General features: G+C 55.1%; 23 protein-coding genes. 10 read left to right on the top strand and 13 right to left on the bottom strand.

The annotated features are described in order from the left end of the window. Nucleotides 1-21: 21 nt before the first annotated feature. Both Q3F21_RS21380 and Q3F21_RS21375 read right to left on the bottom strand, forming a co-directional pair. Entirely contained in the window at nt 22-3270 is a 3249-nt protein-coding gene (locus Q3F21_RS21380; RefSeq protein WP_340257597.1) for an efflux RND transporter permease subunit, read from the bottom strand. Then, nucleotides 3263-4501, bottom strand: a complete 1239-nt coding sequence (locus tag Q3F21_RS21375; RefSeq protein WP_340257595.1) for an efflux RND transporter periplasmic adaptor subunit — start codon at nt 4499-4501, stop codon at nt 3263-3265. The genes Q3F21_RS21380 and Q3F21_RS21375 overlap by 8 nt, the downstream gene beginning before the upstream one ends. A 292-nt stretch (nt 4502-4793) precedes the next feature. On the opposite strand from Q3F21_RS21375, the gene Q3F21_RS21370 reads away from it, so the two are divergent. The 3 genes from Q3F21_RS21370 (at nt 4794) to Q3F21_RS21360 (ending at nt 7041) form a co-directional block, all read left to right on the top strand. Continuing rightward, a complete protein-coding gene (locus Q3F21_RS21370) occupies nt 4794-5486 on the top strand; it encodes a 3-oxoacid CoA-transferase subunit A (RefSeq protein WP_340257593.1) in 693 nt (230 codons plus the stop codon). 37 nt (nt 5487-5523) lie between these two features. Beyond that, nucleotides 5524-6180, top strand: coding sequence for a 3-oxoacid CoA-transferase subunit B (locus Q3F21_RS21365; RefSeq protein WP_340257591.1), 657 nt, complete (start codon nt 5524-5526; stop codon nt 6178-6180). A gap of 150 nt (nt 6181-6330) precedes the next feature. Next, entirely contained in the window at nt 6331-7041 is a 711-nt protein-coding gene (locus tag Q3F21_RS21360; protein ID WP_340257588.1) for an alpha/beta hydrolase, read from the top strand. Here Q3F21_RS21360 and Q3F21_RS21355 read toward each other — a convergent pair. Then, the gene (locus tag Q3F21_RS21355; protein ID WP_340257585.1) at nt 6979-8202 is read right to left on the bottom strand and encodes an MFS transporter; all 1224 of its coding nucleotides are present in this window, start codon (nt 8200-8202) and stop codon (nt 6979-6981) included. The genes Q3F21_RS21360 and Q3F21_RS21355 overlap by 63 nt on opposite strands. A 117-nt stretch (nt 8203-8319) precedes the next feature. Here Q3F21_RS21355 and Q3F21_RS21350 point away from each other — a divergent pair, with 117 nt between their 5' ends. Together Q3F21_RS21350 and Q3F21_RS21345 are read left to right on the top strand one after the other, a co-directional pair. Further along, on the top strand, nt 8320-9210 hold the full coding sequence (locus Q3F21_RS21350; RefSeq protein ID WP_340257582.1) for a LysR family transcriptional regulator: 891 nt from the start codon (nt 8320-8322) through the stop codon (nt 9208-9210). Nucleotides 9211-9363: 153 nt separating this feature from the next. After that, a complete protein-coding gene (locus Q3F21_RS21345; protein WP_340257579.1) occupies nt 9364-9987 on the top strand; it encodes a LysE family translocator in 624 nt (207 codons plus the stop codon). A 257-nt stretch (nt 9988-10244) separates the two neighbouring features. Here Q3F21_RS21345 and purU read toward each other — a convergent pair whose 3' ends face one another. Continuing rightward, on the bottom strand, nt 10245-11144 hold the full coding sequence (purU, locus tag Q3F21_RS21340; RefSeq protein WP_340257577.1) for a formyltetrahydrofolate deformylase: 900 nt from the start codon (nt 11142-11144) through the stop codon (nt 10245-10247). Between the two features lie 121 nt (nt 11145-11265). Here purU and Q3F21_RS21335 point away from each other — a divergent pair, with 121 nt between their 5' ends. Then, nucleotides 11266-11706, top strand: coding sequence for a hypothetical protein (locus Q3F21_RS21335; protein WP_340257574.1), 441 nt, complete (start codon nt 11266-11268; stop codon nt 11704-11706). 5 nt (nt 11707-11711) lie between these two features. Here Q3F21_RS21335 and Q3F21_RS21330 read toward each other — a convergent pair whose 3' ends face one another. Continuing rightward, on the bottom strand, nt 11712-12023 hold the full coding sequence (locus Q3F21_RS21330; RefSeq protein WP_340257571.1) for a hypothetical protein: 312 nt from the start codon (nt 12021-12023) through the stop codon (nt 11712-11714). A gap of 182 nt (nt 12024-12205) precedes the next feature. On the opposite strand from Q3F21_RS21330, the gene Q3F21_RS21325 reads away from it, so the two are divergent. Then, nucleotides 12206-12748 carry a hypothetical protein gene (locus tag Q3F21_RS21325; RefSeq protein WP_340257569.1) on the top strand — a complete coding sequence of 181 codons (543 nt, stop codon included), beginning with the start codon at nt 12206-12208 and terminating at the stop codon, nt 12746-12748. A 605-nt stretch (nt 12749-13353) separates the two neighbouring features. Here the strand turns inward: Q3F21_RS21325 and Q3F21_RS21320 are convergent. The 3 genes from Q3F21_RS21320 to adhP are packed head-to-tail and all read right to left on the bottom strand — an operon-like array spanning nt 13354 to nt 16308. Next, a complete protein-coding gene (locus tag Q3F21_RS21320; protein WP_340257673.1) occupies nt 13354-13707 on the bottom strand; it encodes a DUF779 domain-containing protein in 354 nt (117 codons plus the stop codon). A gap of 37 nt (nt 13708-13744) precedes the next feature. Beyond that, nucleotides 13745-15265, bottom strand: a complete 1521-nt coding sequence (gene adh, locus Q3F21_RS21315) for an aldehyde dehydrogenase (RefSeq protein ID WP_340257567.1) — start codon at nt 15263-15265, stop codon at nt 13745-13747. A 29-nt stretch (nt 15266-15294) separates the two neighbouring features. Continuing rightward, nucleotides 15295-16308: an alcohol dehydrogenase AdhP gene (gene adhP / locus Q3F21_RS21310; protein ID WP_340257564.1), complete on the bottom strand. Its 1014-nt coding sequence runs from the start codon at nt 16306-16308 to the stop codon at nt 15295-15297. 235 nt (nt 16309-16543) lie between these two features. On the opposite strand from adhP, the gene Q3F21_RS21305 reads away from it, so the two are divergent. From Q3F21_RS21305 to Q3F21_RS21295, 3 genes are read left to right on the top strand one after another with little or no spacing between them, the layout of a single operon-like run. Continuing rightward, nucleotides 16544-17692 (top strand): iron-containing alcohol dehydrogenase, encoded by a 1149-nt coding sequence (locus Q3F21_RS21305; protein WP_340257562.1) that lies wholly within the window; start codon nt 16544-16546, stop codon nt 17690-17692. 8 nt (nt 17693-17700) lie between these two features. Then, complete coding sequence (locus tag Q3F21_RS21300; protein WP_340257559.1) at nt 17701-18990, top strand: ATP-binding protein; 1290 nt, start codon at nt 17701-17703, stop codon at nt 18988-18990. Beyond that, nucleotides 18983-20425, top strand: coding sequence for a sigma-54-dependent transcriptional regulator (locus Q3F21_RS21295; protein WP_340257557.1), 1443 nt, complete (start codon nt 18983-18985; stop codon nt 20423-20425). The genes Q3F21_RS21300 and Q3F21_RS21295 overlap by 8 nt, the downstream gene beginning before the upstream one ends. Nucleotides 20426-20435: 10 nt before the next feature. Here the strand turns inward: Q3F21_RS21295 and Q3F21_RS21290 are convergent, their stop codons facing one another. The 5 genes from Q3F21_RS21290 to Q3F21_RS21270 form a co-directional block, all read right to left on the bottom strand. Continuing rightward, the gene (locus tag Q3F21_RS21290; RefSeq protein WP_340257554.1) at nt 20436-21113 is read right to left on the bottom strand and encodes a TetR/AcrR family transcriptional regulator; all 678 of its coding nucleotides are present in this window, start codon (nt 21111-21113) and stop codon (nt 20436-20438) included. A gap of 47 nt (nt 21114-21160) precedes the next feature. Continuing rightward, nucleotides 21161-22300 (bottom strand): ABC transporter permease, encoded by a 1140-nt coding sequence (locus Q3F21_RS21285; RefSeq protein ID WP_340257551.1) that lies wholly within the window; start codon nt 22298-22300, stop codon nt 21161-21163. After that, the gene (locus Q3F21_RS21280; protein ID WP_340257548.1) at nt 22297-23133 is read right to left on the bottom strand and encodes an ABC transporter ATP-binding protein; all 837 of its coding nucleotides are present in this window, start codon (nt 23131-23133) and stop codon (nt 22297-22299) included. Before Q3F21_RS21280 ends, Q3F21_RS21285 begins: the two co-directional genes overlap by 4 nt. Further along, nucleotides 23130-24320 carry an HlyD family secretion protein gene (locus Q3F21_RS21275; RefSeq protein ID WP_340257546.1) on the bottom strand — a complete coding sequence of 397 codons (1191 nt, stop codon included), beginning with the start codon at nt 24318-24320 and terminating at the stop codon, nt 23130-23132. Before Q3F21_RS21275 ends, Q3F21_RS21280 begins: the two co-directional genes overlap by 4 nt. 203 nt (nt 24321-24523) lie before the next feature. Next, nucleotides 24524-25042, bottom strand: coding sequence for a DUF402 domain-containing protein (locus Q3F21_RS21270; protein ID WP_340257544.1), 519 nt, complete (start codon nt 25040-25042; stop codon nt 24524-24526). Nucleotides 25043-25213: the final 171 nt, after the last annotated feature.

Here is a 25213-nt window from a genome sequence, read left to right as displayed (position 1 = left end):
TGAGAAAAGAAAGAGCCAACCCTAACGGTTGGCATCTTGCGACGAAGCTGACAACGGCAAGAAATCTTCTTTGGACAGCTCTCTTTTTCTCTCTGCAGCTGGCTGCTCCGCGGAGTCTGCATGGAGTTCCTGCTGGTCGTCCGGCCATTTTCGCTTTCGGCTTCGTCGATCCAGACGACGGACCTTTTCATTTTCCCACCAGATGCCGAGCTGCCGCCTGATGACAGGAATGCTCCATGGCTGTCTGTACAACCGTCGATGCTCGGCACCTGCGTAGATGGCCGGGAGCAGGAAGACGACAGCGTAGCCTGCTGCAACCGTACCGAGCAGAAGCGCCGCGGAAAAGGAAGCGTGCAGATCGTCCCCTTTTCCAAAGCCAAAGGCAAAAGGCAGGCAGGCGACCGTCAGCGCTCCGAAGACGGTCATCAGGGCAGGGACAGCTCGTGCCGCCCGGGCTCGAATTCCATCCAGTATCGTCTCTGCGCCTTCTGCTGTATCGGCAAGCTGGCTGAGGAAGATCAGGGCCTGCTGGGCCGTGATGGCCGACGCTGTGACAATCCCGTAAAAGCCCATTACATTCAGCGGGCGATCAAACAGCATCAGACCGAACATCAGTCCGCCAGACAATACAGGCAAAAGTGCAAGCGCTATGACGCCGTCTCGCATTCTGCGCAAAAGCAGCACGCTCGCCGCCATAACCGTCGCAATCGCGGCAAAGCCGGCGAGGAAGCGTCCAGCCGTATCCGTGTCGTTTGTCTCCTTTTCCTGCTCTTTTTTCAATTCGGTCGCGCTTAAAATACGATACCCATCCGGTATCGGCATTTTCTCTTCCATGCGGAACGGAATCGAGTAAGCGATCCCTTCAATCCACTCCTGCACGGAAACGGCACTGCTTACCAGAAATACGTAATCGCCGTCCTCCCGTTGGTAAACGGGCGGTTCATCCGCAAGAGTCCAGTCTGCCAGCTCCTGCAGGTGAACAGCCCCGGCAGGGGTACGGATCAAGATGCTTTTGATCTGGTCGGCATGCTCCATCCAGTTGTCGGGAAAACGGGCGGTGATCGGTACGCTCTGGCTGTTCCAGATCATGCTTCCGGCCGATTGCTTCCCCATGTAGCTTTCCAGCTGACGCTTTATGTCGGCCTCTGTTACACGGTAACGGGCCAGCACCTGCTGTTTGGGCTTGATCGCTATATACGTGCCTGAGGTGCCCGCACCGATGCGTTCGTCCGTGATCATTTCCCTTCCTTTTTCGTCCTGCCATCTCATCTCCTGCAAAAAGCTGACGACTTGCATGGCGATATCTTTGGTCGTTTGGAGGGACGGCCCCTTTACCGTGACTTCCAGGCGGGTCTTCTGATCATCCGAGACGACCATGGCAAACGGGTCGGTACGGGGAATCTCCCTCAGGCTTTTATCCAGCTCCTTTTCCAGGTCAACGCGGGTCCGTGTCCATTCGTCCGAGTCGGCCAGCTGGAGATGGAAGGTGAGATTTTCCCGGGACGCTACCGTATGCACATCCCGTACCTCTTCAAGGGCCAGGAGACGCTCTTCCGCCGTTTTCGCCGCCTGCATCGCTTGATCGATGGTGCTGCCCTTGATCATCGCCAGCGTGAGTGTCTTTTGCTGTCCGTCTGTTTTTTCATAAGGATCGACCTGTACAAAGGAATGAAACAGCTCCACAGCGAGCAAAGATGCCACGAGCGCCAGTCCAAACGGCAAAAATCTTTGGCTGACGGTTCGCTCCCAGCGGGAAACAAGATACCCTGTCAACTTGCCCCGCCCGTCTCGCCGGACCGAGGAAAGACCTTCCGGAAGCCAGGCTGCCACGAGGACCGGAACGATGAAGCCGTAGACTGCGATCATCACCGCCGTGCCGATCATCGTTACCGGCAGCACGTCATGCAAAAGCGACAGGTCTGAAGACTTCAATATATCTGTCGTCATCAGCCCGGTTAGACAAGCAGCCAGCATCACAATAGCGAGCAGGGTCGGCTTCAGGAGATCTTTTGCGATATGCAGGCCACTCACGTGGGAAACGACGCGCTCCTGGCCGATCCGGTGAAAAAGCGGGACGACTGCTCCCGCGTACAGAGCGGCAAACAGCGCAATCGGTCCGATCGAGGTGAGCGCAAGCGGGATGCCGCATAGCCACATGCCTCCCAGCAAGGCCCCCACGGCGATGATTTGGGACAGGAGAGAAAGACTTCCTGCCATCGCGCTGCGGAAGGTCAGGCCGACAGCTAGCGAGGTGCCGAGTCCGAGCAGCAGAATGAGCAAGCCAGTGTCGCGGAGGGCAGCAGTCATTTTTGCGGCAAAATCCTTCACCAGATCAATCTGGTACCGTCCTTTCGCCGCTTCGTTCAATTCGCCTACCGCCTCCATCACGTCGGCCCGAACGGAGGGGAGCTGCGAACCTGCCGCCGCATACACCGTCACACCGACAGCAGGCGCCCCTCTGTACACCTGCACCGATTCCCCCTTGCTTCCTCTCAGGTCGCGGATGTCAACCAGCGTTTTCAGCTCGATGTGGCCCTTCTGGGTAGAGATGAGCTGTTTTCCCAGCTCCTGCGGACTGGTCCATTCGCCCGACCATTGAAAGTGCGTCTGGTCAGTGCCAAATCCGACAGTGCCGACCGGTTCCCGGGCTCCTTTTCCTTGCAGCTGGTCGATCACATCTCCGGGAGTCAGTCCATAGGCCCGGAGCATCGTCGGACGGAATACCAGCTCCATTTCCTGGCGGAGGCTGTCGCTATCCACCTCCACGCGAGCCACACCCGGTATTGCGCCTATTTTCTCGGACACGTCCCCCCGGGCCGCATCAGAGATCGTTTGCAGATCGGAGCCGTGCAGGAAATAGTAGCCTACACGGTCATCAGCCAAATTGGACTGGCTCAGCTCCCAGTCGCTTACGGGCAGAGAAGCGGACAATTCGCGCAGCTTGTTCTCGAACGTTTCCCGTTTGTCGCCAAACAGGCTGTCGCGTGTCTTGAATGTGACCGTGGCGGAATTGGCCTGTGCCCTGACGGATATTTTCAGAGCGAGACCCGTCGAGCGGATGGCCTCTTCAGCCGGCCGAGCCACTTTCTCATCGACCATCTCCGCACTCATTCCTGCCGCTGTAAACCGAACCGTATACTCCGGCAGCGGCCGGTCGGGAAACAGCCTGATCTCCATGCGAAGCGCAGCCCCGATGGCCAGCAGGCAGCAAACCAGCGCCAGAAGCTTCGCCAGCGCAGGCCATGTGGAAGCAAACGTACGGTTATTCATCGGCCACCTTCACCGCCTCGCCGTCCACCACGTAGGAGAGGCCCGAGGAGACGATTTGATCTCCCTGCTCCAAGCCTTCCAGGACCTCGTAATAGGTTCCGTACAGATTGCCTACCTTGACAGGCTGTTTTTTAATCGTGTCATCTTCGATCTTCATGACGTAGTAGGACTCCTCCGCAATTCCCACGCTGGTGACAGGTACGAACAAAGCGCTGCTTGTTTTCACTTGATAAACGCAGGTGACCGTCATGCCGCCTCGCCAGTGTTCCGCTTTGTCCCGCACCGTCACTTCCACCGGATAGGTGCCGGTCGCTGTGTCCAAAACGGGTGAGACAAAGGTGACGATCCCCTCTGCTTCCGTCCCGTCCGCTGCCTTGATTTGCACCGTCTTGCCCTTTTGCCAGCTGCCGATCTGCCCGCTTTCCACTTGCAGCTGGACCAGCCACTGCGAAGTATCCACCAGCCGGATCACTTCGCTTCCCGGTCCGGTCTGCTCCGATTCGGTCTGAGCGATGGACGCAACCACTCCGTTAAAAGGGGCCTTTAGCACGGCGTCCGCCGCTTCCTGGCGGGCACGCGTCAACTGGACATTGGCCTTTTGCACTTCCGCATTGGCGGCTTCGATCTCCAGCTTGTCAGCGCCTTTCTTCAGCTCATCGTAGCGAATCTGCTGTTCCTGTAAAGCCATGACCGCCTGCTTGTCGGCTAGCGCCAGACGGTCCAGCTCGTCCTTGGCAATGGCGCCGTTCGCATACAAAAGCTGTGCCTGGGCGTGCTCTTCCGCTGCCTTGGCCGCGTTTTGCTGTGCCTTTTCCACCTGCAGACGCTGCGTCTCCAGCTCGTGCTGCTCAGGTCCCTTCAAGGTCTTGGCGCGACGGATGCTGGCGCTGGCTACCTCCCCCTGAGCGACAGACACCTCCTGCTGAAACACCGAGGTATCGAGTGAGGCCAGTGCTTGTCCCGCCTTGACCGCGCTGCCTTTTTGCACAAGGATTTGCGCGATTTTCCCTGAGCGGGCGAACGAGAGCGAGAGTTCTTTCAAAGGTGCGACCACACCGGATATCTCCTGCGTCAATCCGTCCTGCTGCAGTTCGACTGTGTAGGCGTTCACGGTCTTGACCTTGATGACCACCTCTTCTTCCAGGCGCTTCAAATTTTGCACGCTCTCGTTCAGCCTTCCGCATCCCGCAAGCAGCAGCGCAACCAGCGAGAGACCGATCCATTTTTTCATTCCATCAGCTCCTGCTCAAAACTTCTTTTTCCTAAAATGAACATAAAATGACAAAATATATTTTACAGAAAGGTTGACTGATTTGTACTACTTTTCTGTCATTTTTTATTTTTTTTTTATAAAACGCCCAACTCATTCTTCACTCGTTTGTAACTCTTCCTGCTATTATAGAGGAAAAAGTGGAAATCCTCACGCTTTTCAGTTTGCCGCATCCTTTGTCCAGAGACATTCCACTTTTGACAGCGCTTTCGGCTGTGTGCAGTTCAATTTTGAAATGGTGGGAGTGAGCTTCATGGCAAAAATCTACACGTCGTACGCGGACATCGTGGGTGACATCCACGACGGAGCCACCCTTTTGGTCGGCGGCTTCGGTCTCGTCGGAATCCCCGAAAATCTGATCATTGCCCTGCGCGACAAAGGCGTGAAGGACCTGACTGTCGTCTCCAACAACTGCGGCGTGGACGACTGGGGTCTTGGCCTTTTGCTCAAGGAAAAGCAAATCAAGAAGATGGTTTCCTCGTACGTTGGCGAAAACAAGGAGTTCGAGCGGCAATTCCTCTCCGGAGAGCTGGAAGTGGAGCTGACGCCGCAGGGGACGCTGGCCGAACGGATTCGGGCCGGCGGTGCCGGAATCCCTGCCTTTTACACCCCCGCCGGAGTAGGAACACCGATCGCGGAAGGCAGAGAGACCCGCGGCTTTAACGGCAAGGAGTACTTGCTCGAATACGGCATCACCGGCGATTTCGCGCTGATCAAGGCGTGGAAGGCAGACAAGACGGGCAACCTCGTCTTCCGCAAAACGGCTCGCAACTTCAACCCGATGATGGCCGCCGCAGGGAAAGTGACGATTGTCGAGGTGGAGGAAATCGTGGAGACGGGCGAGCTTGATCCCGATCACATTCACACGCCGAGCATTTACGTGCAGCGCCTGATTCAGGCCCCCTCTTTTGAAAAACGGATTGAACGCAGAACGGTCCGTCAATAACGGAAGCTTTCCAGTATGAACGAAGGAGGACAACGCTATGTCTCTTACGCGTGAACAAATCGCAATGCGGGCCGCCCAGGAAGTGCAGGACGGCTTTTATGTAAATCTGGGTATCGGCATGCCGACCCTTGTAGCCAACTACATTCCGGAGGGGATGACTGTCGTGCTGCAGTCGGAAAACGGACTGCTCGGCATCGGTCCCTACCCCGCTGAGTCCGAGGTAGACCCTGACCTGATCAACGCCGGAAAGGAAACGGTCACCGCGATACCGGGCGCCGCTTACTTTTCCAGCGCCGAATCGTTCGCCATGATCCGCGGCGGCCACATCGATCTGGCCATCCTCGGCGCGATGGAGGTGTCAGCCGCCGGAGACCTGGCCAACTGGATGATCCCCGGCAAGATGGTCAAGGGCATGGGCGGCGCCATGGATCTGGTGCACGGCGCCAAGAAGATCGTCGTGATCATGGATCATGTGAACAAGCACGGCGAGCCGAAAATCCTGAACGAGTGCGCTCTGCCGCTGACTGGCAAAAAGGTGGTCAACCGGATCATCACCGACCGGGCCGTGCTGGACGTGACGCCGGAGGGGCTGCTGCTGGTGGAGGTGGCGGAAGGCTACACGCCGGAGGATATACAGGCCTGCACGCAGCCGAAATTACTTGTGTCCAGCGAACTGAAAACGGTCAAGGTGTAGGATAGGATGAAGGCAAACCGTCGGGAGGTTCCTGACGGTTTTTGTCTTTCCAGGCGGGAGTGCCCCGCGAAAACGTTTTTCCATTATGTGTATAATAGCTACAGAGAAAAACTTTGCGTTTTTGAACCGGATCGGAAAGGAGAATGCCCAATGATTCCTGCTGTCGGTTGTCTCGTTTTGCACGGGTTCGCCGGAGACATCCGCGATGTGCTCCCCCTCGCCAATGCCCTCCGCAGCGAAGGGTATCAAGTAGAATGCCCCACGCTGGAAGGACACGGACTGAACAGACGGGGACTTGCCAATAGCACCCGCCAGGACTGGCTGCGTTCCGCGGACGAAGCCTACAAGCGCCTTTCCCTGCGGGCGGGGGAGATCATCGTGATCGGCTTTTCGATGGGAGGCCTGCTCGCCATCAACCTCGTCAACCGCTATCCGGCTCGGCTTTTGATCACCATCAATACGCCTTACGCTTACTGGGATATCCAGCAGGCGCTTGCTTATCTGCGGGAGGACTTTGCTTCACACTCGCGCAGGTATGTACGGGGGCTGGTCAAAATTCCGTTTCGCAGCATGCTGCAATTCCGCCAGCTGCTCGCGGAGACGAAGGCGCTTCTGCCGCAGGTCTCGATCCCTTACGTCCTGCTGCAGTCTCGCCGGGATGACACCGTACAGGCACGCAGCGCGGAGCACCTGGCCAGCAGCGTAGCCCCCTCTGCCTCTCCCGACATCACCTGGTACGATCGCTCGGGTCATATGATTTTTCACGATGCCGACCGGGATGATGCCATCGCCCGGATTCTAGCCGCGGTACGCGAGCACTCTCCTGCTTTTCATCCAGCTGAGGGAAACGAGCAGCAATGAGACGCCGATGCCGGTGAAAAGCAGCGGCAAGCCCGCTCGTTCTTCAATCCAAAAGGCGAGCATCGGCCCCAGCGCCGCTCCCAGATCGGTCATCACCGAATAGACCATTATCGCAGACGCGCTGTTTTCCCGGCGAGAAGCGTCATCCGCCGCCAGCGTGTCCATGACGGTGGTCAAGACGGTGGCGGTTACCTGTATACCCAAAAGGCCCAGCAAAAAAAGCGGCAAGGACAGGCCCGCGGCGACACAGACGAAGAGCACGGATGCAGCCAGCATCGAAATGACAAACAGCTTGCCGCGTCCGTACCGATCCGACAACCTTCCAAACCAGGGCGCCAGCCACGGTTCCCAAAGCCAGCGAACTCCTTGCACCCCCCCGGCGATCACTGCCGAGCCGATCAAGATTCCGCCTATCGTCATGGTCGGATGAAAAAGCTCGATCAGCCTGCTCAGGGAGGCCGTAAACATCCCCTGGTAGCACATCGCCACAAATAAGCCAGTCAGCATCGTGACGGCCATCCCCTTTGGCCAGCGAAAGAGCGAGACGGCTTCAGACGGCGGCGCCGAGGACACCCGCGGCTCTTTTACGAACGATGGGCGGATGGAAACAAGCACCGGAAAAAACGCAAGCAGGGAGGCGCATGCAAACACGAGCGCAGCCGTCTGAATCCCGCCCCATGCCGCCAAAATGGCTCCGAGCACCATCCCGGCCAGACTCCCCAGTCGATACAATCCATTGTAGAGTCCCATCAAATGCCCTCTGTTGCCGTTATCTGCGGCCTCCACGATGAGCGCAAACGCCCCCAGCCTCAGAAAAGTCCAGGCCAGTCCCCATACCCCCCGCATGATCAGCCAGAGCCAAAAGCCCTGAAGCGAGTAGGCAGCGGTACTGACAAAGGTGAGCGCGACAGCCAAAAGCAAACCCGAGCGTCCGCCGGAACGCTCGTACCATTTGCTGACAAGCGGATTCAGCGGCACGCGCACCAGGCGATTGATCGAAAGCAGTATCCCCACTTCCCAGAGAGATTCCAAACCAGCTTCTTTCCAATACAAAGGGAGAACGACGTACAGCATCGAGTCCCCAAGCAAACAGAGAGCCGTCACCATGGAAAGCATGACGACTTCTTTTTTCCCCTTTTCTCTATTCCGTGAAGGATCCATGTCATTCCCCTTTGCTTTCTCTGTCTTTTCTCTATACACTACGAGGTAGAATCCATCAATTCCAATACATATTTCAGCCCGATTCATAAGAAAACGTGATGATTGGAGAGAGAACGATTGAATCTGCACGCCCTCCGCATTTTTGTCGAAGTGGCTTCCAAAGGAAATGTGACGGCTGCGGCCGCTTCCTTGTCGATTAGCCAGCCCGCTGTATCTGCGCAGATCCGCAAGCTGGAAGCCGAACTCGGAAAACAGCTCCTCGCCCCCAAAGGCAGAGGCATCGTCCTTACCGATGAAGGCCAATTTTTATTCTCGCGGGCACGGCGCATCTTTGATTGGGAAAAAGAGCTTGAAGCCGAGTGGGAACAGCTCAAATCCGGCCTGCGCGGCAAGCTGCGGCTCGCTTCAACCTTTCTCCCCTCGCTGTATCTGGTGCCGGCCTGGCTGGCTGCTTTTAAAAGGCGCTATCAGCAGGTGGATGTGGAAATACGGACAGGCAATTCACAGCAGTCCCTCCACCGCCTGCTCCGCCATCAGGCCGATGTCGCGGTTATCGCCAACGAGTCCTGGGACGATGAGCCTATCAGAAGAGAACACATCGCGAATGTGGAATATTGGTTTGTCGTGCCTCGCGACCATCTGCTTGCCGGTCAGGAGGTGCCATTGCAGGTCTTGATGCGGGAGCCGTTCCTGCTGCGGGAAAATGGCAGCTCTACACGCGAAAGGCTGTTCTCGCTCTGCCGCGAGCACGGCGTCGCCCCGCCCAAAGTCGGGCTGCAGTACCACGGATTGGTTGAATCTGTTCAATCCGTCAAGGCCGGGTATGGAGCGATGCTGGCTCCGGAACCCGCTGTCAGCGATCTGGTTCGGCGAGGGGAAATCGGTCGAGTCCGCATTGCCGGGGTAGAGATCGAACGTCCGGTATACATCTGTACCCGTATGAAGGATGACGAGATTGGCCCGGTTGCCGCCCGTTTTCTTGATCTGGTCCTTGGCAGGAAGGCGTGAACAGCAATTGGATCCGTATGAATTTCGATACTTGCTTGTATGTGAAGACGGACAAACCCGCGGCAAAAAGTTTTTTCGCAAGTCCGAAAATATAGAATCCAGCTTCCGCTCCGTGTTATGATAAACGCCAAAGTCGTACAGCGGGAGGTTCACATGGAGAACTATTCGTTATTTATACTGATGTCCATTTTGCTGATCATCCTGCCCGGGCCAGACACCGGACTGATTACCCAAAACACCCTGGCCGCCGGAAGGCCGGGCGGCATGAAGACCGTTCTGGGAAGCGCCGGCGGTCTGATGATTCACACGCTCGCGGTTACCCTTGGGCTTTCCTCCATTCTGGTCAAGTCCGCCTTGCTGTTTTCCATCTTCAAATACGTCGGGGCCCTTTACCTGATCTATCTGGGGATCGTGTCCCTGTGGTCGCTGCGAAAAAAAGGGGCTGCCGGGGATGCACCGGGCGAACATGCCTACAAGCACAAATCGCACTTTTTCCAAGGCTTTCTCACCAATGTGCTGAATCCGAAGGTCGCTGTCTTTTTCCTGACGTTCCTGCCCCAATTTGTCAAGCCGGGTACTGGCGCCTTTTGGCAACTTCTCGCTATGGGACTTACCTACACCATCCTGACAGTCGTCTGGTTTTTCCTCTATATTCACTTCATCAACTGGATTCGGGCGTGGATGAAGAAGCCGTCCACGCAGCGTGTCATTCAGGGAATGACAGGCGTGGCCCTGCTTGGCTTTGGCGTCAAGCTCGCCTTGGAGAAACAGCCTTGATTCACTTTGGCAAACAGAACGTTTCACAGACCGCCACGATGGAAACAAAGAGAACGGCCGGTCCTCTCCAGTCTTTCATCTCGCCGGGAGTTACAGATGGGTCGGCTTGCAAGCAAAGCCTCTTCAACAAATGAAACGCCCTTCCTGTCGGGAAGAGCGTAAAAGCTCCCTTTCGTTTTTGGAAAGAGAGCTTTTTTGTATGCGTGAAAAAATGAGCTCAGGGATGGTGCGACTTAGCGCCTTATCCTCTTTTCCCCTTATGGGAAGACAATCGTCTTGTTGCCATATACGAGCACACGGTCCTCCAGATGCCAGCCGACCGCTCGTGCCAAAACGGTACGCTCTACCTGACGGCCCAGCTGCTTGAGCGTCTCCACGTCTTCCTGGTGCGTCACTCTCTGCACATCCTGCTCGATGATCGGGCCTGCGTCCAGCTCTTCCGTCACGTAGTGGGCTGTCGCTCCGATCAGCTTCACGCCGCGGCGGTACGCCTGTTCATACGGCTTGGCTCCAACGAATGCCGGCAGGAACGAATGGTGTATGTTGATGATTCGCATCGGATACTCCTGCAGGAAGCGCGGGGACAAAATCTGCATGTAGCGGGCCAGCACCAAAAGGTCGACGCTGTCCGGGACAGCCGCCAGCTGTGCTTCCTCCGCCTCTGCCTTCCTGTCCTTGAGAACGGGGATGTGCTTATAAGGGATTCCAAAGGACTCCACCGTTTCTTTCATGTCAGGGTGATTGCTAATGACGACCTCGATGTCGGCATGCAGGGCACCGGACTTCCACAGCCAGAGCAATTCGAGCAAACAGTGGTTTTCCTTGGAAACGAAAATGGCCATTTTTTTGCGTCTGTTGGCTTCGACCAGCGACCATTCCATCGAATAGCTTTCAGCGACCGGGCGAAACGACTCCTTGATCGCTTCATAGCGCTCGGCCAGATTGACGACGTCAAATTCGATCCGCATGAAAAAGCGTCCTGTTTCCGGATCGGTGGTGTACTGGTCGGACTGAACGATGTTGGCTCCCTGTTCAAACAGGAAATGGGATACAGCGGCGACGATTCCGGCACGGTCCGGGCAGGAAATCAGCATGCGGGCCCGATCCTTGTTCTTTTGCCGGTACGCCAGCCATTCTCTCTCTGACAAAAGATGCATGGTTCTACTCCTCCAACTTTGCTTGAAAATGTTTTTGCCATTATACCATGTCCGGGTTTGAGGGTCCGAGCGAACTTTTTTGAATGAAATTTTTGCCTTGTTGACAGCTTTAGTGGAGGAGATGAAAAAGGAGAAAACCGCTCAGGATACGTTGGGACACCTGCAAGGGTGTTTGCATGTCCGGCGCCATTTTCAAAAGCGGAACCGCGTCCAGAAGCGCGGTTTAACTCCAGCTCTAGTGCAGGAGATGAAAAAGGAGAAAACCGCTCAGGATACGTTGGGACGCCCGCAAGGGTGTTTGCATGTCCGGCGCCATTCCAAAAGCGGAACCGCGTCCAAAAGCAGATTTTTCAGGGAAGCGTTTCAGAGGTTGGACGCTAAGAACGTGTTCCGCTTTTGGAATGGCGCCTGGGTAGGGTCCCAAAGACCATCGCTGTTTTCTCCTTTTTCATCTCTACGGCTGTTGTTTTTTTTCTTAGGTTATTCAGAAATTCAGTTATCTTTGCCATCGGATAATGATGTCCAAAAAACCCGTTTAGTTATCATCATCCTGACAAGGTAGATAACTTAAGAAGAAACATTATTTGTATTTTTGTTTTTGTTATCTTTGAAAAAAATACTCCATTTACTATCACTGTTCACAACATCATAAGTAATTTTGTTAGAAATTTGTTTATCTCCGCTTCCTTTAATTATGATCTCCACTTGGACTGTATATTGGTCATTTTCTTTACTTGTGTCAAGTATTTTGTATTCTACAACACTAGTTTTTTCAACCGATCTCTTAAAACTCTCTTTTTCTGGTACACTTCCAGTAATCATTCCATATGCTTCATCAATTCTTTGATTCTTAATCGCATCAAGGTACTGATTTACCACTACTTCAGGCTCCTTTGATGCCTCAGAGCTTGTACAACCTGTAAGAATGAAGAGAAGCAGACAAACTAACAGACTAAAATTCTTCATAGATACCCCCAATTTTTGGTAGTAAATTTCCATTCAGTGTTATATAATGTAGATGTTACCATAATTTAAAAAACTTGTGAATAGGAGTGCTTTTATTGAAAAAAATAGCAAAGTTTTTAATGACTGCTGGTTTAGTTTTTAGTATGCTTTCCCCAACCTTTGCTGCTTCAGAAAAGACACCTATGACATCAAAAGACTATGATAAAATTTATGGCCCAGAAAGTGGAAGCCATAAATTCCTGCCCATTAAAGAGTCCCAACGCATGTTAGACGAGCAATTACAGCAACAATCAGGTGGAATTGGGCTTCTATTTTATGGCCGAATTGTATACGAGGCCGATTATATCGTAAAGAACCACTACCAAATTCCAAAAGTTATCAACGTCACTTCTAGTACATTAAATTCTATTAGAATTCTGTCAGATGCTCAACCGAACACAGGTACTAATAAAACGTACGATGTCGCGATAGAAACATGGAGAGATTTTGTAAACGACTATATTACAATTGATAAGGTTGAAATGAGGGTTGGAAGCAAACAATATGAATACTTTTACGATTTGGATGATGGTGTCGATTACTACTTGAGAATTCTGGGTAATGTTAAGGGGCATATGACAGTTTATCGCGAAACCTAATTTTAACTGATAACGTTATATATTTGGGGTTATTCCGTAGATACACTTATGGTAGAACCTGTGAAGTATACAACGAAAAAAAAAATGATTCATTACGGGCGATCTCTTTTCGGTATCCTACCGAGGAGAGGTCGCTGAGTTTTTGCCGAAACCATTATCAAAGCACTACCATAACTTGAGTGACTTCTTAAGACCTCTCAGGGTCTATCAATAATTTCGTTTAAACTCCATTAACCTATATGAAGAGCTTTAATCACTTAATTTGAATATCTTTCTCCAAGCAAATAGAGTCTAAGGCATAAGGTGAGGGGATCCCGTATGATGTAATTGCAACCTTGTATAGTACAAAAATTGATTATATGACCAATATGAGAGTTACCTCGAAAGTTTCGGAGAACTGAAATCGGCTACACTGACATGGATAATTCCTAAATTCTAGTAGATTAACAGAGAATACTGTGAGCGTTAAGCATTTGCGGATGAGATTAAGCAGCAGATGGTTCAATCAAAGTATCTAGAAATTTAAAAACACCCGGGAACCCTATTTTCGTTTAGGGTACCCGGGGTCAGCATGCCGGACTAACTATGCTATTGAATTGGTTATGCTACACTCCCCCCTGCCCTTCCTCCTCCGTAAAACAACGCGAACGAGTAAGGAACCTGACGCCGTGGGGAGCTTCCAGAGAAAAGCCGCTGCCCCTGCCGGTCACGACGTCGATGATGAGCTGGGTGTGCTTCCAGTATTCGTACTGTGCGGCTCCGATGTAGAACGGGCAGCCGCCGATTTCCCCGAGGAGCACGTCCTGGTCTCCCACCCGGAACTCTCCTTGAGGGTAGCACATCGGGGCGCTTCCATCGCAGCAGCCTCCCGATTGATGAAACATGAGCGGACCGTGCTGCTCCCGCAGCTTGTCGATCCAAACCAGCGCTTCCGGAGTCGCCACAACCTTTTGGACCATCATTTTCTCCTCCGCGTGCGAAGCCTGCCCGCAGCCATCAGAAAAATCCGAGTGCATTCGGGCTGTAGCTGACCAGCAGGTTTTTCGTCTGCTGGTAGTGGCCGAGCATCATCTTGTGCGTTTCGCGGCCGATGCCCGACTGTTTGTATCCGCCGAAGGCAGCGTGGGCCGGGTACGCGTGGTAGCAGTTGGTCCAGACGCGCCCTGCCTGGATGCCGCGTCCGAGACGGTATGCCTTGTTGATGTCACGAGTCCAGACGCCCGCTCCGAGCCCGTACAGCGTGTCGTTGGCAATCGCCAGCGCGTCGTCAAAGTCCGCAAAGGAAGTGACCGACACGACCGGACCGAAGATTTCCTCCTGGAAAATGCGCATGCTGTTGTTTCCGGCGAAGATCGTCGGCTTCACATAGTAGCCGTCCGCCAGATCGCCATCCAGCACATTTCGCTCTCCTCCGGTGAGCACCTCCGCTCCTTCCTGCTTGCCGATATCGATGTAGGAAAGAATCTTTTCCAGCTGATCGCTGGAGGCTTGGGCCCCGATCATCGTCTCCGTATCCAGCGGGTTGCCCTGCTTGATTTGTTTCGTCCGCTCGACGGCTCTCTCCACGAACTCGCCGTAAAAGCTTTGCTGAACGAGGGCGCGGGACGGGCATGTGCACACCTCGCCCTGATTGAGGGCGAACATCGTGAAGCCTTCCAGGGCCTTGTCGGCAAAGGGGTCCTGCTGGTCAAAGACGTCTTTGAAAAAGATATTGGGAGACTTGCCGCCCAGCTCCAGCGTCACGGGAATGATGTTCTCCGAAGCGTACTGCATGATGAGACGGCCGGTGGTGGTTTCGCCGGTAAAGGCGATCTTGGCGATTCGCTTGTTTGAGGCGAGCGGCTTTCCGGCCTCGATGCCGAACCCGTTGACCACGTTGACCACGCCTGGCGGCAGCAGGTCCCCGATGAGCTCCATCAGCACCATGATGCTGGCGGGTGTCTGCTCCGCCGGCTTCAGGACGACGCAGTTGCCTGCCGCCAGCGCCGGAGCCAGTTTCCACGTCGCCATCAGCAACGGGAAATTCCACGGGATGATCTGCCCGACGACACCAAGCGGCTCATGGAAATGGTAGGCGACCGTATCGTTGTCGATCTGGCTGATCGTCCCTTCCTGCGCCCGGATCACGCCGGCAAAGTAACGGAAGTGGTCGATCGCCAGAGGCAGGTCGGCATTGAGTGTTTCGCGGATCGGCTTGCCGTTGTCCCACGTCTCGGCCACAGCGAGCATCTCCAGATTTTCCTCCATCCGGTCGGCGATCCGGTTCAGGATGAGCGCCCGCTCCGCAACAGACGTGCTCCCCCACGACGCTTTCGCGGCATGGGCGGCGTCCAATGCCTTTTCAATGTCTTTCGCCCGGGACCGGGCCACCTCGCAAAACACCTTTCCGTTTACCGGAGAAACGTTTTCAAAATACTCCTCCTGAACAGGAGCTACCCACTCTCCTCCGATATAGTTTTCATAGCGGGTGCGAAACGTCACTTTGCTGTCAGGTTGTCCCGGCTGTGCATAGATCATCCTGATTTCCCCTTCCCGAAATTTTCTGGCTATTCCATCGTCAGAACGACGCGTCCGTTGATTTGTCCCTTTACCATGCGGTCAAACACTTCGTTGATCTTGTCGAGCGGCTGTGTCTCGATAATGGCCTTCACTTTTCCGCGAGCGGCGAAATCGAGCGCCTCCTGCATGTCCTTGCGCGTACCGACAATGGAGCCCTTCACCGAAACGCCGTTCAATACCGTGTCAAAGATCGGGATCGGCAGCTCGTCATTGGGCAGGCCGACCACGACGACGGAACCCCCGCGCCGAACGGAGCGGTACGCCTGTTCGAAGGCTTTTTTGGTAACGGCAACGCTGATGGCGGCGTGCGCGCCCCCGATGCTTTCCGCAATCGCCTGAACGGGATCGACCTTGGCCCCGTTCACCGTGACATCGGCTCCCAGTTCTTTGGCCAGCTCCAGCTTCTCATCGTGAATGTCTACCGCCGCCACGTTGTAGCCCATCGCTTTGGCGTACTGGAGCGCCAAATGGCCCAATCCTCCGATGCCGTAGATCGCGACCCACTCGCCCGGCTTGACGTTGGCTACCTTGAGCGCTTTGTACGTCGTGACGCCAGCGCACAGGATCGGAGCCGCATCCACATCGCTGATGCCGTCCGGGATTTTGGCCACATAAGCCGCCGGTGCCTTGCAGTATTCCGCGTAGCCGCCATCCACCGAGTAGCCCCCGTTCTGCTGTTTCTGGCACAGCGTTTCCCAGCCGGTCAGGCAGTAGTCGCATTCGCCGCAGGCCGAGTACAGCCAGGGAATGCCTACCCGGTCTCCCACCTTCAAGGAGGTTACTCCGTCACCCGCTTTTTCGACGACACCGACGCCCTCGTGACCGGGAATGACGGGCAGCTTCGGCTTTACGGGCCAGTCCCCATGAGCTGCGTGCAGATCGGTATGGCAGACGCCGCACGCTTTGATCCTTACCAGCACCTCCCCTGGACCAATTTCCGGAACTGGCACTTCCTTCACTTCCAATTTTTCATGAAATTGATTGACGACTGCTGCTTTCATGAAGAATCCCCCCTTGTGAATTGAGTGAGCCACTCTGGAGTATTCTTCATGCAACGAACATGCCAGTTCTAAATAATACCAATCTTCAGACTAAATTATGACTGGTGCTGCCGAAAATTTGACCTCCGGGACAAAATAGCGGCACATTGGCCGACGATTTGTCCTTGGAAGCGATTACATACCATATTACAATAAATAAAAAACGATGCAAGCAGGAAAACAAAGGGGGGTTCCGATGCAAATATCCAAGTTCGCCACTCCGGAAATCATCTTTGGCAACCGGTCGATCACCCAGATCGGAGACAGCTTGAGCCGCTTGGGCGCCAGAAAGGTCTTTCTCGTCAGCGACCCGGGGGTCGTTTCCGCCGGGTGGGCAGAGCAGGCTATCAAATATTTGAAAGAGAGCGGCCTGGACTACCATCTCTGGACCCACGTCACCCCCAATCCGAAAGATTACGAGGTTCACGCCGGCGCAGCCGAATACCGCGCCCGCGAATGCAACGCCATCGTCGGAGTTGGCGGAGGCAGCGCGATGGATGCCGCCAAAGCGATTGCCTTGCTCGGCACAAACGAAGGCAGCATTCTTCAATACGAAGGCGTGGACAAGATCGAGCGGCCCCTGCCGCCCATGGTGATGCTCCCGACAACAGCCGGGTCCGGGTCCGAGGTTTCGCAATTTTCAATCATCGTCGACTCTGCCCGCATGGTGAAAATGGCCATCATCTCCAAGTCGCTGATTCCCGACATCGCGATCATCGATCCGCAGACGCTGATGACAAAGGACGGGCGGCTGACGGCCAACACCGGCATCGACGCCCTGACTCACGCCATCGAGTCTTATATTTCGCTGGCCGCTACACCGCTCACCGAGGTGCTCTCCCTCTCGGCGATGCGGATTATTTCCCAACATTTGCGGCCTTCCGTAGCCAGTCAGTACAATCTCGAAGCCAAGCAGGCGATGGCGATGGCCAGCCTGCAAGCCGGGATCGCCTTTTCCAACGCGATTCTCGGCGCCGTTCACGCCATGTCGCATCAGCTCGGGGGCCTACTGGATACTCCGCACGGCGAGGTAAACGCGATATTGCTCCCCTATGTGCTGGAATACAATAACATCGCCGCTCCGGAAAAATACCGGAGGATGGCGGAAGCGATGGGCGAAAAGGTAGAGGGACTCAGCCTCCACGACGCTTCGCGGCTGATGATGAAAGCTGTTACGAATCTCACCGGAGATTTGCAAATCCCCGTCACCTTGTCCGAATTGGGCCTTGAGCCCGAGCATATCGACATTTTGAGCCGCAACGCCGTACAGGACGTGTGCATGGCCACCAATCCCCGCGACATGAGCGTCGATGACGTCAAGGCGCTGTTCCAGAAAGCCATGTAGGAGGACGTATGCATCATAAAAGGGAAATCCTTGAAAAGCTGACCGGCGTGGAATCCTCGCGCAAAACGTACTACAAGGAGCTTAACCTCGTCGTCGACGAGATGAAAAAGAAAAACCGCCAGCTCGAGGTCATCAATCGCCTGACGAAAATCCAGGTAGACGCCGACTGGACGGAGGTGAGCCTTTATTTGGCGGAACAGCTTTCCCGGCTGATCCCGTTTGACCAGTTTATCCTCACGCTGGTCGAGAAAGCGACGATATTCTCTCACATCGCGCAGCGGGGAGAGAACAGCTGGCACTGCCGCACGGTTACCCGTCCGCTCCAGCAAAAAACGCCCCTCAGCGCCGAGCAGCTCAACGCTCTGGTGCAAACCGAGCATCCCGACAGCCATGTGACTTCCATCTCTCTGCAAAGCAGGCTGCAACGCGTCTTCGGCTTTCTCACGCTGCTGCATGACAAGCCCGGTGAAAATGGCGCCGAGCACCTGGCCTTATTCCAGCAGATCGCGGAGCACGTCGGCGTCTCCGTGGAAAACATGATCCTGTTCAAGGATGTGAGCGAAAAAGTAAAGATCGAGGCCCAGCTTGTCCAGTCAGCCAAAATGGCGGCGATCGGGGAAATGGCGGCCGGGGTGGCTCACGAATTAAACAGCCCGCTGACAGCGATCCTCGGAAACATTCAGCTGTTGATGAGAGAGATCAAGACAGAGCCTTATTCGCAGATGATGAACGATATTTACCAATGCGGCGTCCGCTCGAAAAAGATCATCCAGAATCTGTTAACCTTTTCGCGACAGGAGGAATACCCTTTCGAACGGCTGAACATGGACGACCTCATCGACGATGTTCTCGGCCTGATCGGCTACCAGCTTACCGTCTCCGGAGTGAAAATTGCCAAGAAGCGTGCGGATACGCCGTTGCTTTTCCGGGGCAGCCGGCACCAGATCGAACAGATCATCATCAATCTCCTGCTCAATGCCCGCGATGCCCTTCAAGGCGTTCCGTCGCCAGCGATCACCATCGAGACCTTCCAAACCGTATTGGCGGAAGGCCCGTATGTCGGCTTGTCCGTTCACGACAACGGCGTCGGCATCGAAAAAGAACATCTTCCGCAAATTTTTCACCCCTTTTTCACGACCAAGGAACAGGCCAAGGGAACCGGCCTCGGACTGTCCGTCAGTCTCGGCATCGCCGAATCCCACGACGGGAAGCTGATCGCCGAAAGCGAGGCCGGGGTGTTCAGCCGGTTCACCTTGTTATTGCCAACCACATCTTGCGAGGAGAATGACGGTGAATAAGAAGAGTGTACTCATCATTGACGACGAAGTAGAAGTGACTTCCTTTTTCACGTATTTTCTCAAGGCGAAAAACTGCGAGGTGACCGTCGCCCACTCCGGAAAAGAAGTGGAGCTTTTGCTCGCTGACCGCGCCGCTTCCGGCTTTCACCTGGCGCTGATTGATCTGAAGCTGCCCGACACCAACGGACTGGAGCTTTTGACCGCCATCAAAAAACGTTTTCCCGCATGCGAGGCCATGGTGATGACAGGCTACAGCACGATCAAATCAGCCGTTGCGGCCATGCAGCTCGGCGCCAAGGATTACCTGGAAAAGCCCTTTGACGATCTGGACAGCCTGGAGGCGGCCATCCTTTCCGTCCTGGAGCAAAGCTCCAAGCAGTCCGACGAGCTCTCCCGCACCGCCCGCCACTTCGGCATGATCTACGCGCAGACAAGTCCGATGGCGAAAGTAATGACGCTCGCGGAAAAGCTGGCCAAAAAAGCGATCAATATTTTAATCGAAGGCGAGACCGGCACCGGAAAAGAGCTGATGGCCCGTTTTCTCCACGGCGCAAGCACGCGGTCTGCCTTCCCCTTTGTCGGCATAAACTGCGGCGCGATCCCGGAAACGCTGTTGGAAAGCGAATTGTTCGGACATGAAAAAGGGGCGTTCACAGGCGCCGTAAAGGGACGGAAAGGCTTTTTCGAGCTGGCCCACAACGGCACCCTGTTTCTCGACGAGATCGGAGAGGCTCCCCTCTCCATCCAGGTAAAGCTGCTCCGCGTAATCGAAACGGGCGAGTTCATGCGCATCGGCGGAGAGCAGACCTTGAAGAGCAACATCCGGTTCATCTCGGCGACGAACCGGAGTCTTGAGCAGGAAGTGGAAAAAAACCGGTACCGAGCCGATTTGCTGTACCGGCTGGAGGGGGTAAAGCTGTCCATCCCGCCGCTGCGGGAGCGTCCCGGGGACATTCCGGCGATCGTCGAGGATCACCTGGAGAAAAAGTACGGCGGCACGCGCCGGGTCGATCGGGAAGCGATGGATCTGCTCACAGCCTATCGCTGGCCGGGAAACGTAAGACAACTGCTCAATGTGGTCAACCAGACGGCCGCCATACACGACAGCCCTGTCCTTTTGCCGGAACATCTGCCCCAACATATCGTCCGTAGCTCGCTTGATACCCTTGAAAACGCGAACGGACCGCTCCCCGTCCACCATTTTGTGGAGCAGGAAGCGATCCGGTTTGTCGAGAGCGTCGTCGACCGGATCGGGTCGGTAGACGACATTCATTTTGAACGGCTGATGGAACGAATTCGCAGGCTGGAGGCAGAGGTCGGTCGCCACATCATCCTGAAAGGCTTGGAAGAAACGGGCGGAAACCGGCAGGCGCTCAGCGAAAGGCTGGGCATTTCCAAACGGACGCTCCGCTACATCCTCAACGAAAAAGGATGAGGAACAACCGTCATGGCCGGTTGGCGATGCCATACAGCAAAATATCCACTGTAGCGGCGACCTGCTCTTCGTCCGTACGCTTGGCAAACTCGTCCGGATCGGTCACATGCTTGAACAGCACCAAACCGATCATCGACGAGAGAATCGCCCTGAACACCGCATCGGACGGGAGCGGCCGCAGCTCCCCTGCCCGGGTCCGGTCCTTGATCAGTTGTGCGGCAAGCCGTTTGATCTCCTGAAAGACGGTGGACAGCAGGGTTTCGCGAATCTCATCGTGAAAAAAAGCCTCCTGCAGCAAAATGCGGACATGCTTTTCATTGGCCGCCACCAGGTTTAAACGGTTTTGATACAGCTCCCGGATGATCTCGCCAAACGAAAGCTCTTTCTGCCTGTTGAAAATCTCCCTGACATCGCGGAGGATGAACGGAGCGGCAATCTTGACCAGGACAGGCGCCACCACTGCCAGCAAAATGTCTTTCTTGGACTTGTAATGGCGGAAAATAGTGCCCTCCGCCACTCCCGCCTCCTTGGCAATCTCCGCTGTCGAGCTTGCGTGAAAGCCTTTGGTCGCAAACAGCTTGATCGCCGCCTGCATGATGCTCCGCTGCTTTTCGGTCATCTCGCTTTCATCCTTCAGCTCTTCGACAAATTGCAACAAACTCTCTTCAAAAGATTTGCCAGAATCCACGTCCTCGCTCCTCCATCCTTCTCTATCGTTGCATTCACGTTTTTAGCTCACTCTATTTTTTTGCGGAAACGAAGAATGGCTACGCTGATGATCAAGAGGAAAAAGACGGCCATTCCCATCGTGTCCCGCCATAGCGCTTCCAGACCGACGCCTTTGAGAAAAATTCCCCGCAGGATTTCCAAAAAATACGTCAGCGGGACAATCCCGCCTAACCATTGTATCACGACTGGCATCGTCTCGCGCGGAAACATGAAGCCGGACAAAAGGACGCTCGGGAGAATAAAGGCGAAGGCCAGCTGCATCGCCTGCAGTTGAGTGCGGGCCACCGTAGAGATGAAGATGCCTAGTGTCAAGGTTGTGACGAGAAACAGCACCGATAGGGAAACCAGAAGCGGAACGCTGCCTTTTACCGGAACGCCGAACCAGGTGGTGCCGAGCAAAAGCACCAGGCAAAACGAGAAAAATCCGATGAAGACGTAAGGCGTGATTTTGCCGAGCAACAGCTCGAGCGGACGGATCGGCGTCACGATCAATTGCTCCATCGTCCCCCGCTCTTTCTCCCGGACGAGAGAAAACGCGGTCAGGATCATCGTCACGTTCTGCATGATCAAGCCGATCAGCCCGGGGATGTTGAAAACGATGCTCTCCATATTTGGATTGAACAGGACGCGTGTATCCAGCTCCAGAGCCGGCTCCAGCGGGCCGAAGCCCTGCTTTTGCATGCGCTCCTCCTGTATCGCGAGCGCGTTGTGCTGCACGATCAGCTGGGCATTGGAGGAAGCCGTCCGGGCGATGTTCGGATCGGAGCCATCGATCAGCATCTGCACCTCCGCCATCTCCCCCCGATCCCGCTTTCGGTCGTAATCCGGCGGTATGACGAGCGCTACGCTGGCGCTTCCGTCGTCCAGCATCGCTTCGAGCTCGCTGTAGCTTCCCGCATGCGCGACCACCTTGAATACGCGGGTGTTTTCCAATTGGCTGACAAGCTCACGGCTGTAGGCGGAAGGGCTCTGATCCCAGACAGCCGTCCTGATGTCATTTACGTCTGTATTGACGGCATACCCGAATAAAAACAGCATCATCAGCGGCATGACCAGAGCGATGGCGAGACTGGGTCGGTCGCGTTTTACCTGAATAATCTCTTTTTTCACGACGGACCAGTAACGCGCTAGCGAAAAGCGGCTCATTTCCCCTCCCCCTTTTCCGGAACGAGAAAGCTTTTGCTGCCTGTTCCTCCGTCCTTTTGCCCCGCCGCCTGCCGGGCCTCTTCCTCTTTTACCAGCTTGATGAACACGTCCTCCAGATTGTCCGCCCCGTGATGTTCGATCAGCTCAGACGGCGATCCTTGGACGAGCAGATTCCCGAAGAAAATAAACCCGATCCAGTCGCATGTCTGCGCCTCGTCCATGTAGTGGGTCGTTACCAGGATCGTCATCCCCTGGCCCGCCAGCTCGTGAATGACCTCCCAAAAGATCCGGCGGGAAACCGGGTCGACCCCTGCGGTCGGTTCGTCGAGGATGAGCAGTTCAGGCCGGTGTAAAAGCGCGCAGGAGAGCGCCAGCCGCTGTTTCCAGCCTCCGGAAAGCGAGCCGGCCAGCTGTTTTTCCCGTCCGGTGAGCCCGGCCATTTCGATCAGCTCCGCTTTTCGCCGGGTTCGCTCCGCTTTTCCCAGCTGGTATACGCCGGCATAAAAGTCTAGATTCTCTTCTACGCTCAAATCTTCATAAAGGCTGAACTTTTGCGACATGTAGCCGATGCGCTGCTTGATCTCCTCGCTTTGCGTCATCACGTCGTAGCCGAGGACGGTCCCCTGGCCCGAGGTGGGGGTCAGCAATCCGCACAGCATCCGGATCGTGGTCGATTTTCCCGATCCATTCGGGCCGAGAAAGCCGTAGATGGAGCCTTTGGGCACGGACAGGGTCAGGCTGTTGACGGCGATGCGCTCCTGGAAACGCTTGGTCAGCTGCTCGCAGCGGATCGCGGCGTCATGCGGCTGAATGTCGTGCATCGCCCTGCTCATCGCTCTTCCCCCTCAGCGAGAAAGCGGACATCGGCGGGCATGCCCGGCCTCAGCTTATCCAACCCCTCGGCAATATGAATGGTGACGGCAAACACTTGCTTGGTCCGCTCATCCGGGGTCTGAACGTTTTTCGGCGTGAATTCCGCCTTATCGGAAATCGACTGAATCCGGCCCGCAAACGCTTCGTCGGGATAAGCGTCCACCCGGATCAATGCCTTTTCCCCGACCTTTACCTTCGACAATTCCGCTTCCGGGATGAATACCTTCAGCTTCAGATGATCGGTCTTCATCATCGTAAACAGTGTCGCTCCCTGTTTCGCAACCTCTCCCTCCGTTATGGAAGTCCGAAGCAGAATACCGTCTGCGGGCGCTTTGATCTCGGTTTTTTCCAGCTGCAGTTTCGCCTGATCCAGACGAGCCTCCGCCTGCTGCACGGCGGCAAGCAAAGCTCGGATCGAGTAGTTGGTGCTTCCCTCTTTCAAAAGCTCCAGATCAGCCACTGCTCCCTTTCTCTGGGCCTCCGCCGTTCCCTTTTGGGCGATCGCCGCCGCGATGTCCTGCTGGGCAGAGTCGCGGCGCGAGCGGGCTGCCGTAAGCTGTGCCGCCAATTGGTTTACCTGTGTCTGCGCCTGGTTGACCGCTTCCTGTGCAGCCTCGTATTCCTTTTTCGCGATGGCCCCCCGTTCAAACAGGGCGGCCGCTTCCTTCAAGCGGTTTTCCTGAAAGGCCAGCGTTCTCCTGGCGCCCTCCCATTGCATTTCTACCTGGGCAACCTGTTCATTGCTTTGAGCCAGGGTGGCCTGAGCCTGTCTGGCACGAGCTTCCTGCAGGGCAATCGCCGCATCTGCCTGCTGAACCTGGGAGATTCCTTTTTGGATGGACGGGTCCCGGCTTCCGGCTTTCGCCTCATCCAATTTGGCCTGCGCCTGCGCTTTGGCCGCCTCGGCTTCGTTTACCGCCGCCTCATAGGTCCGCTTGTCGATTTCCGCCAGCACCCCGCCTTGCTGAACGGGATCTCCTTCCTCAGCCTTGACGCTTTGAATCAGCCCGCTTGCTTCCGTCACGATTGGCAACTCTTCCGCTTCAATCGTGCCAGAGAGCGGCCGTTCAGCGGGCTGAAACATAGAGCAGCCAGAGAAAAACAGAAGCGAAACAGCGAGCAAAGAAATCTTCAGAGTGCGAAACATTTGATCACCTCATTTTAATAGTGAGTACTCACTCATTTTTAGCTGAATAAAAAAACATCCTATCCACCAAAAACGCGTACTGCCGCCCGGTATTCCCGTGTGTGGTGAAAAAGATGTTGAAAGCCACGCTTCACCAAAAAGCGAGTGATTACTCACTTTCCTATACTCGCATTATAGGAGCTCTTCCTCTTGCCTGTAAAGACCTATTTCCACGGATTCGGAAAGTCGAACCATTCTCTCTGGCCAGCCCTGTATTTTTCCAGCAGGTCGTCCGCCGTCCGGCAAGCAAACCGATACTCCGCTTCATCGACGGCCCCTCGCTTCAAGGCATCTTCCAGCTCGTCCTCATCCAGCAAAAATACGTCGCCGTTCGGCAGCACCACGATGTCCAGATAAAGGTCATCGTAAAACAAATACCCCTGTTCGTCCTTGCCGTGCTGCTTGCAAATGTCGATGTACCATTGAATGGTTCTGCCTTGGCCATCCAGCATTTTGGTCACGGCGTAGCCGCAGCCGTTCGGGAAATACTGCAGGTAGCAATACCCTTTGTCCCCTACGCAGAGGCGCTTTCCGCCCACCGTCATATACGCCGGCTCATGCACCTCATCCAATGTCAGGCGGACAGCATAACCCGTGAACTCCGGGGATTCGACCCGTTTTTCATCGTAGCCCAGCTTTTTTACCCGCCGCCAGTTTGGCCGATCGGCTCTTTTGCGTTTCATTCTGCATTCTCCTTTTCCCTAGTCTCCACGTTCACTGTAACACGTTTTCCCTATTCCTGTAAAAACGCGAGCGGCCTTTAAACGGTTTTCGCCATTCCCCGTGGTTCTCTTATTCTCGCCAAGACTCCTCTTACCGGCAAGAAACCCGGGAGAGTGTGTACCTCTCCGGAC

Source organism: Brevibacillus borstelensis (assembly GCF_037834415.1).
Classification (GTDB): Bacteria; Bacillota; Bacilli; order Brevibacillales; family Brevibacillaceae; genus Brevibacillus; species Brevibacillus borstelensis_A.
The sequence above is the reverse complement of the archived record's forward strand: the minus strand, read 5'-3'. Positions and strand labels throughout refer to the sequence as shown.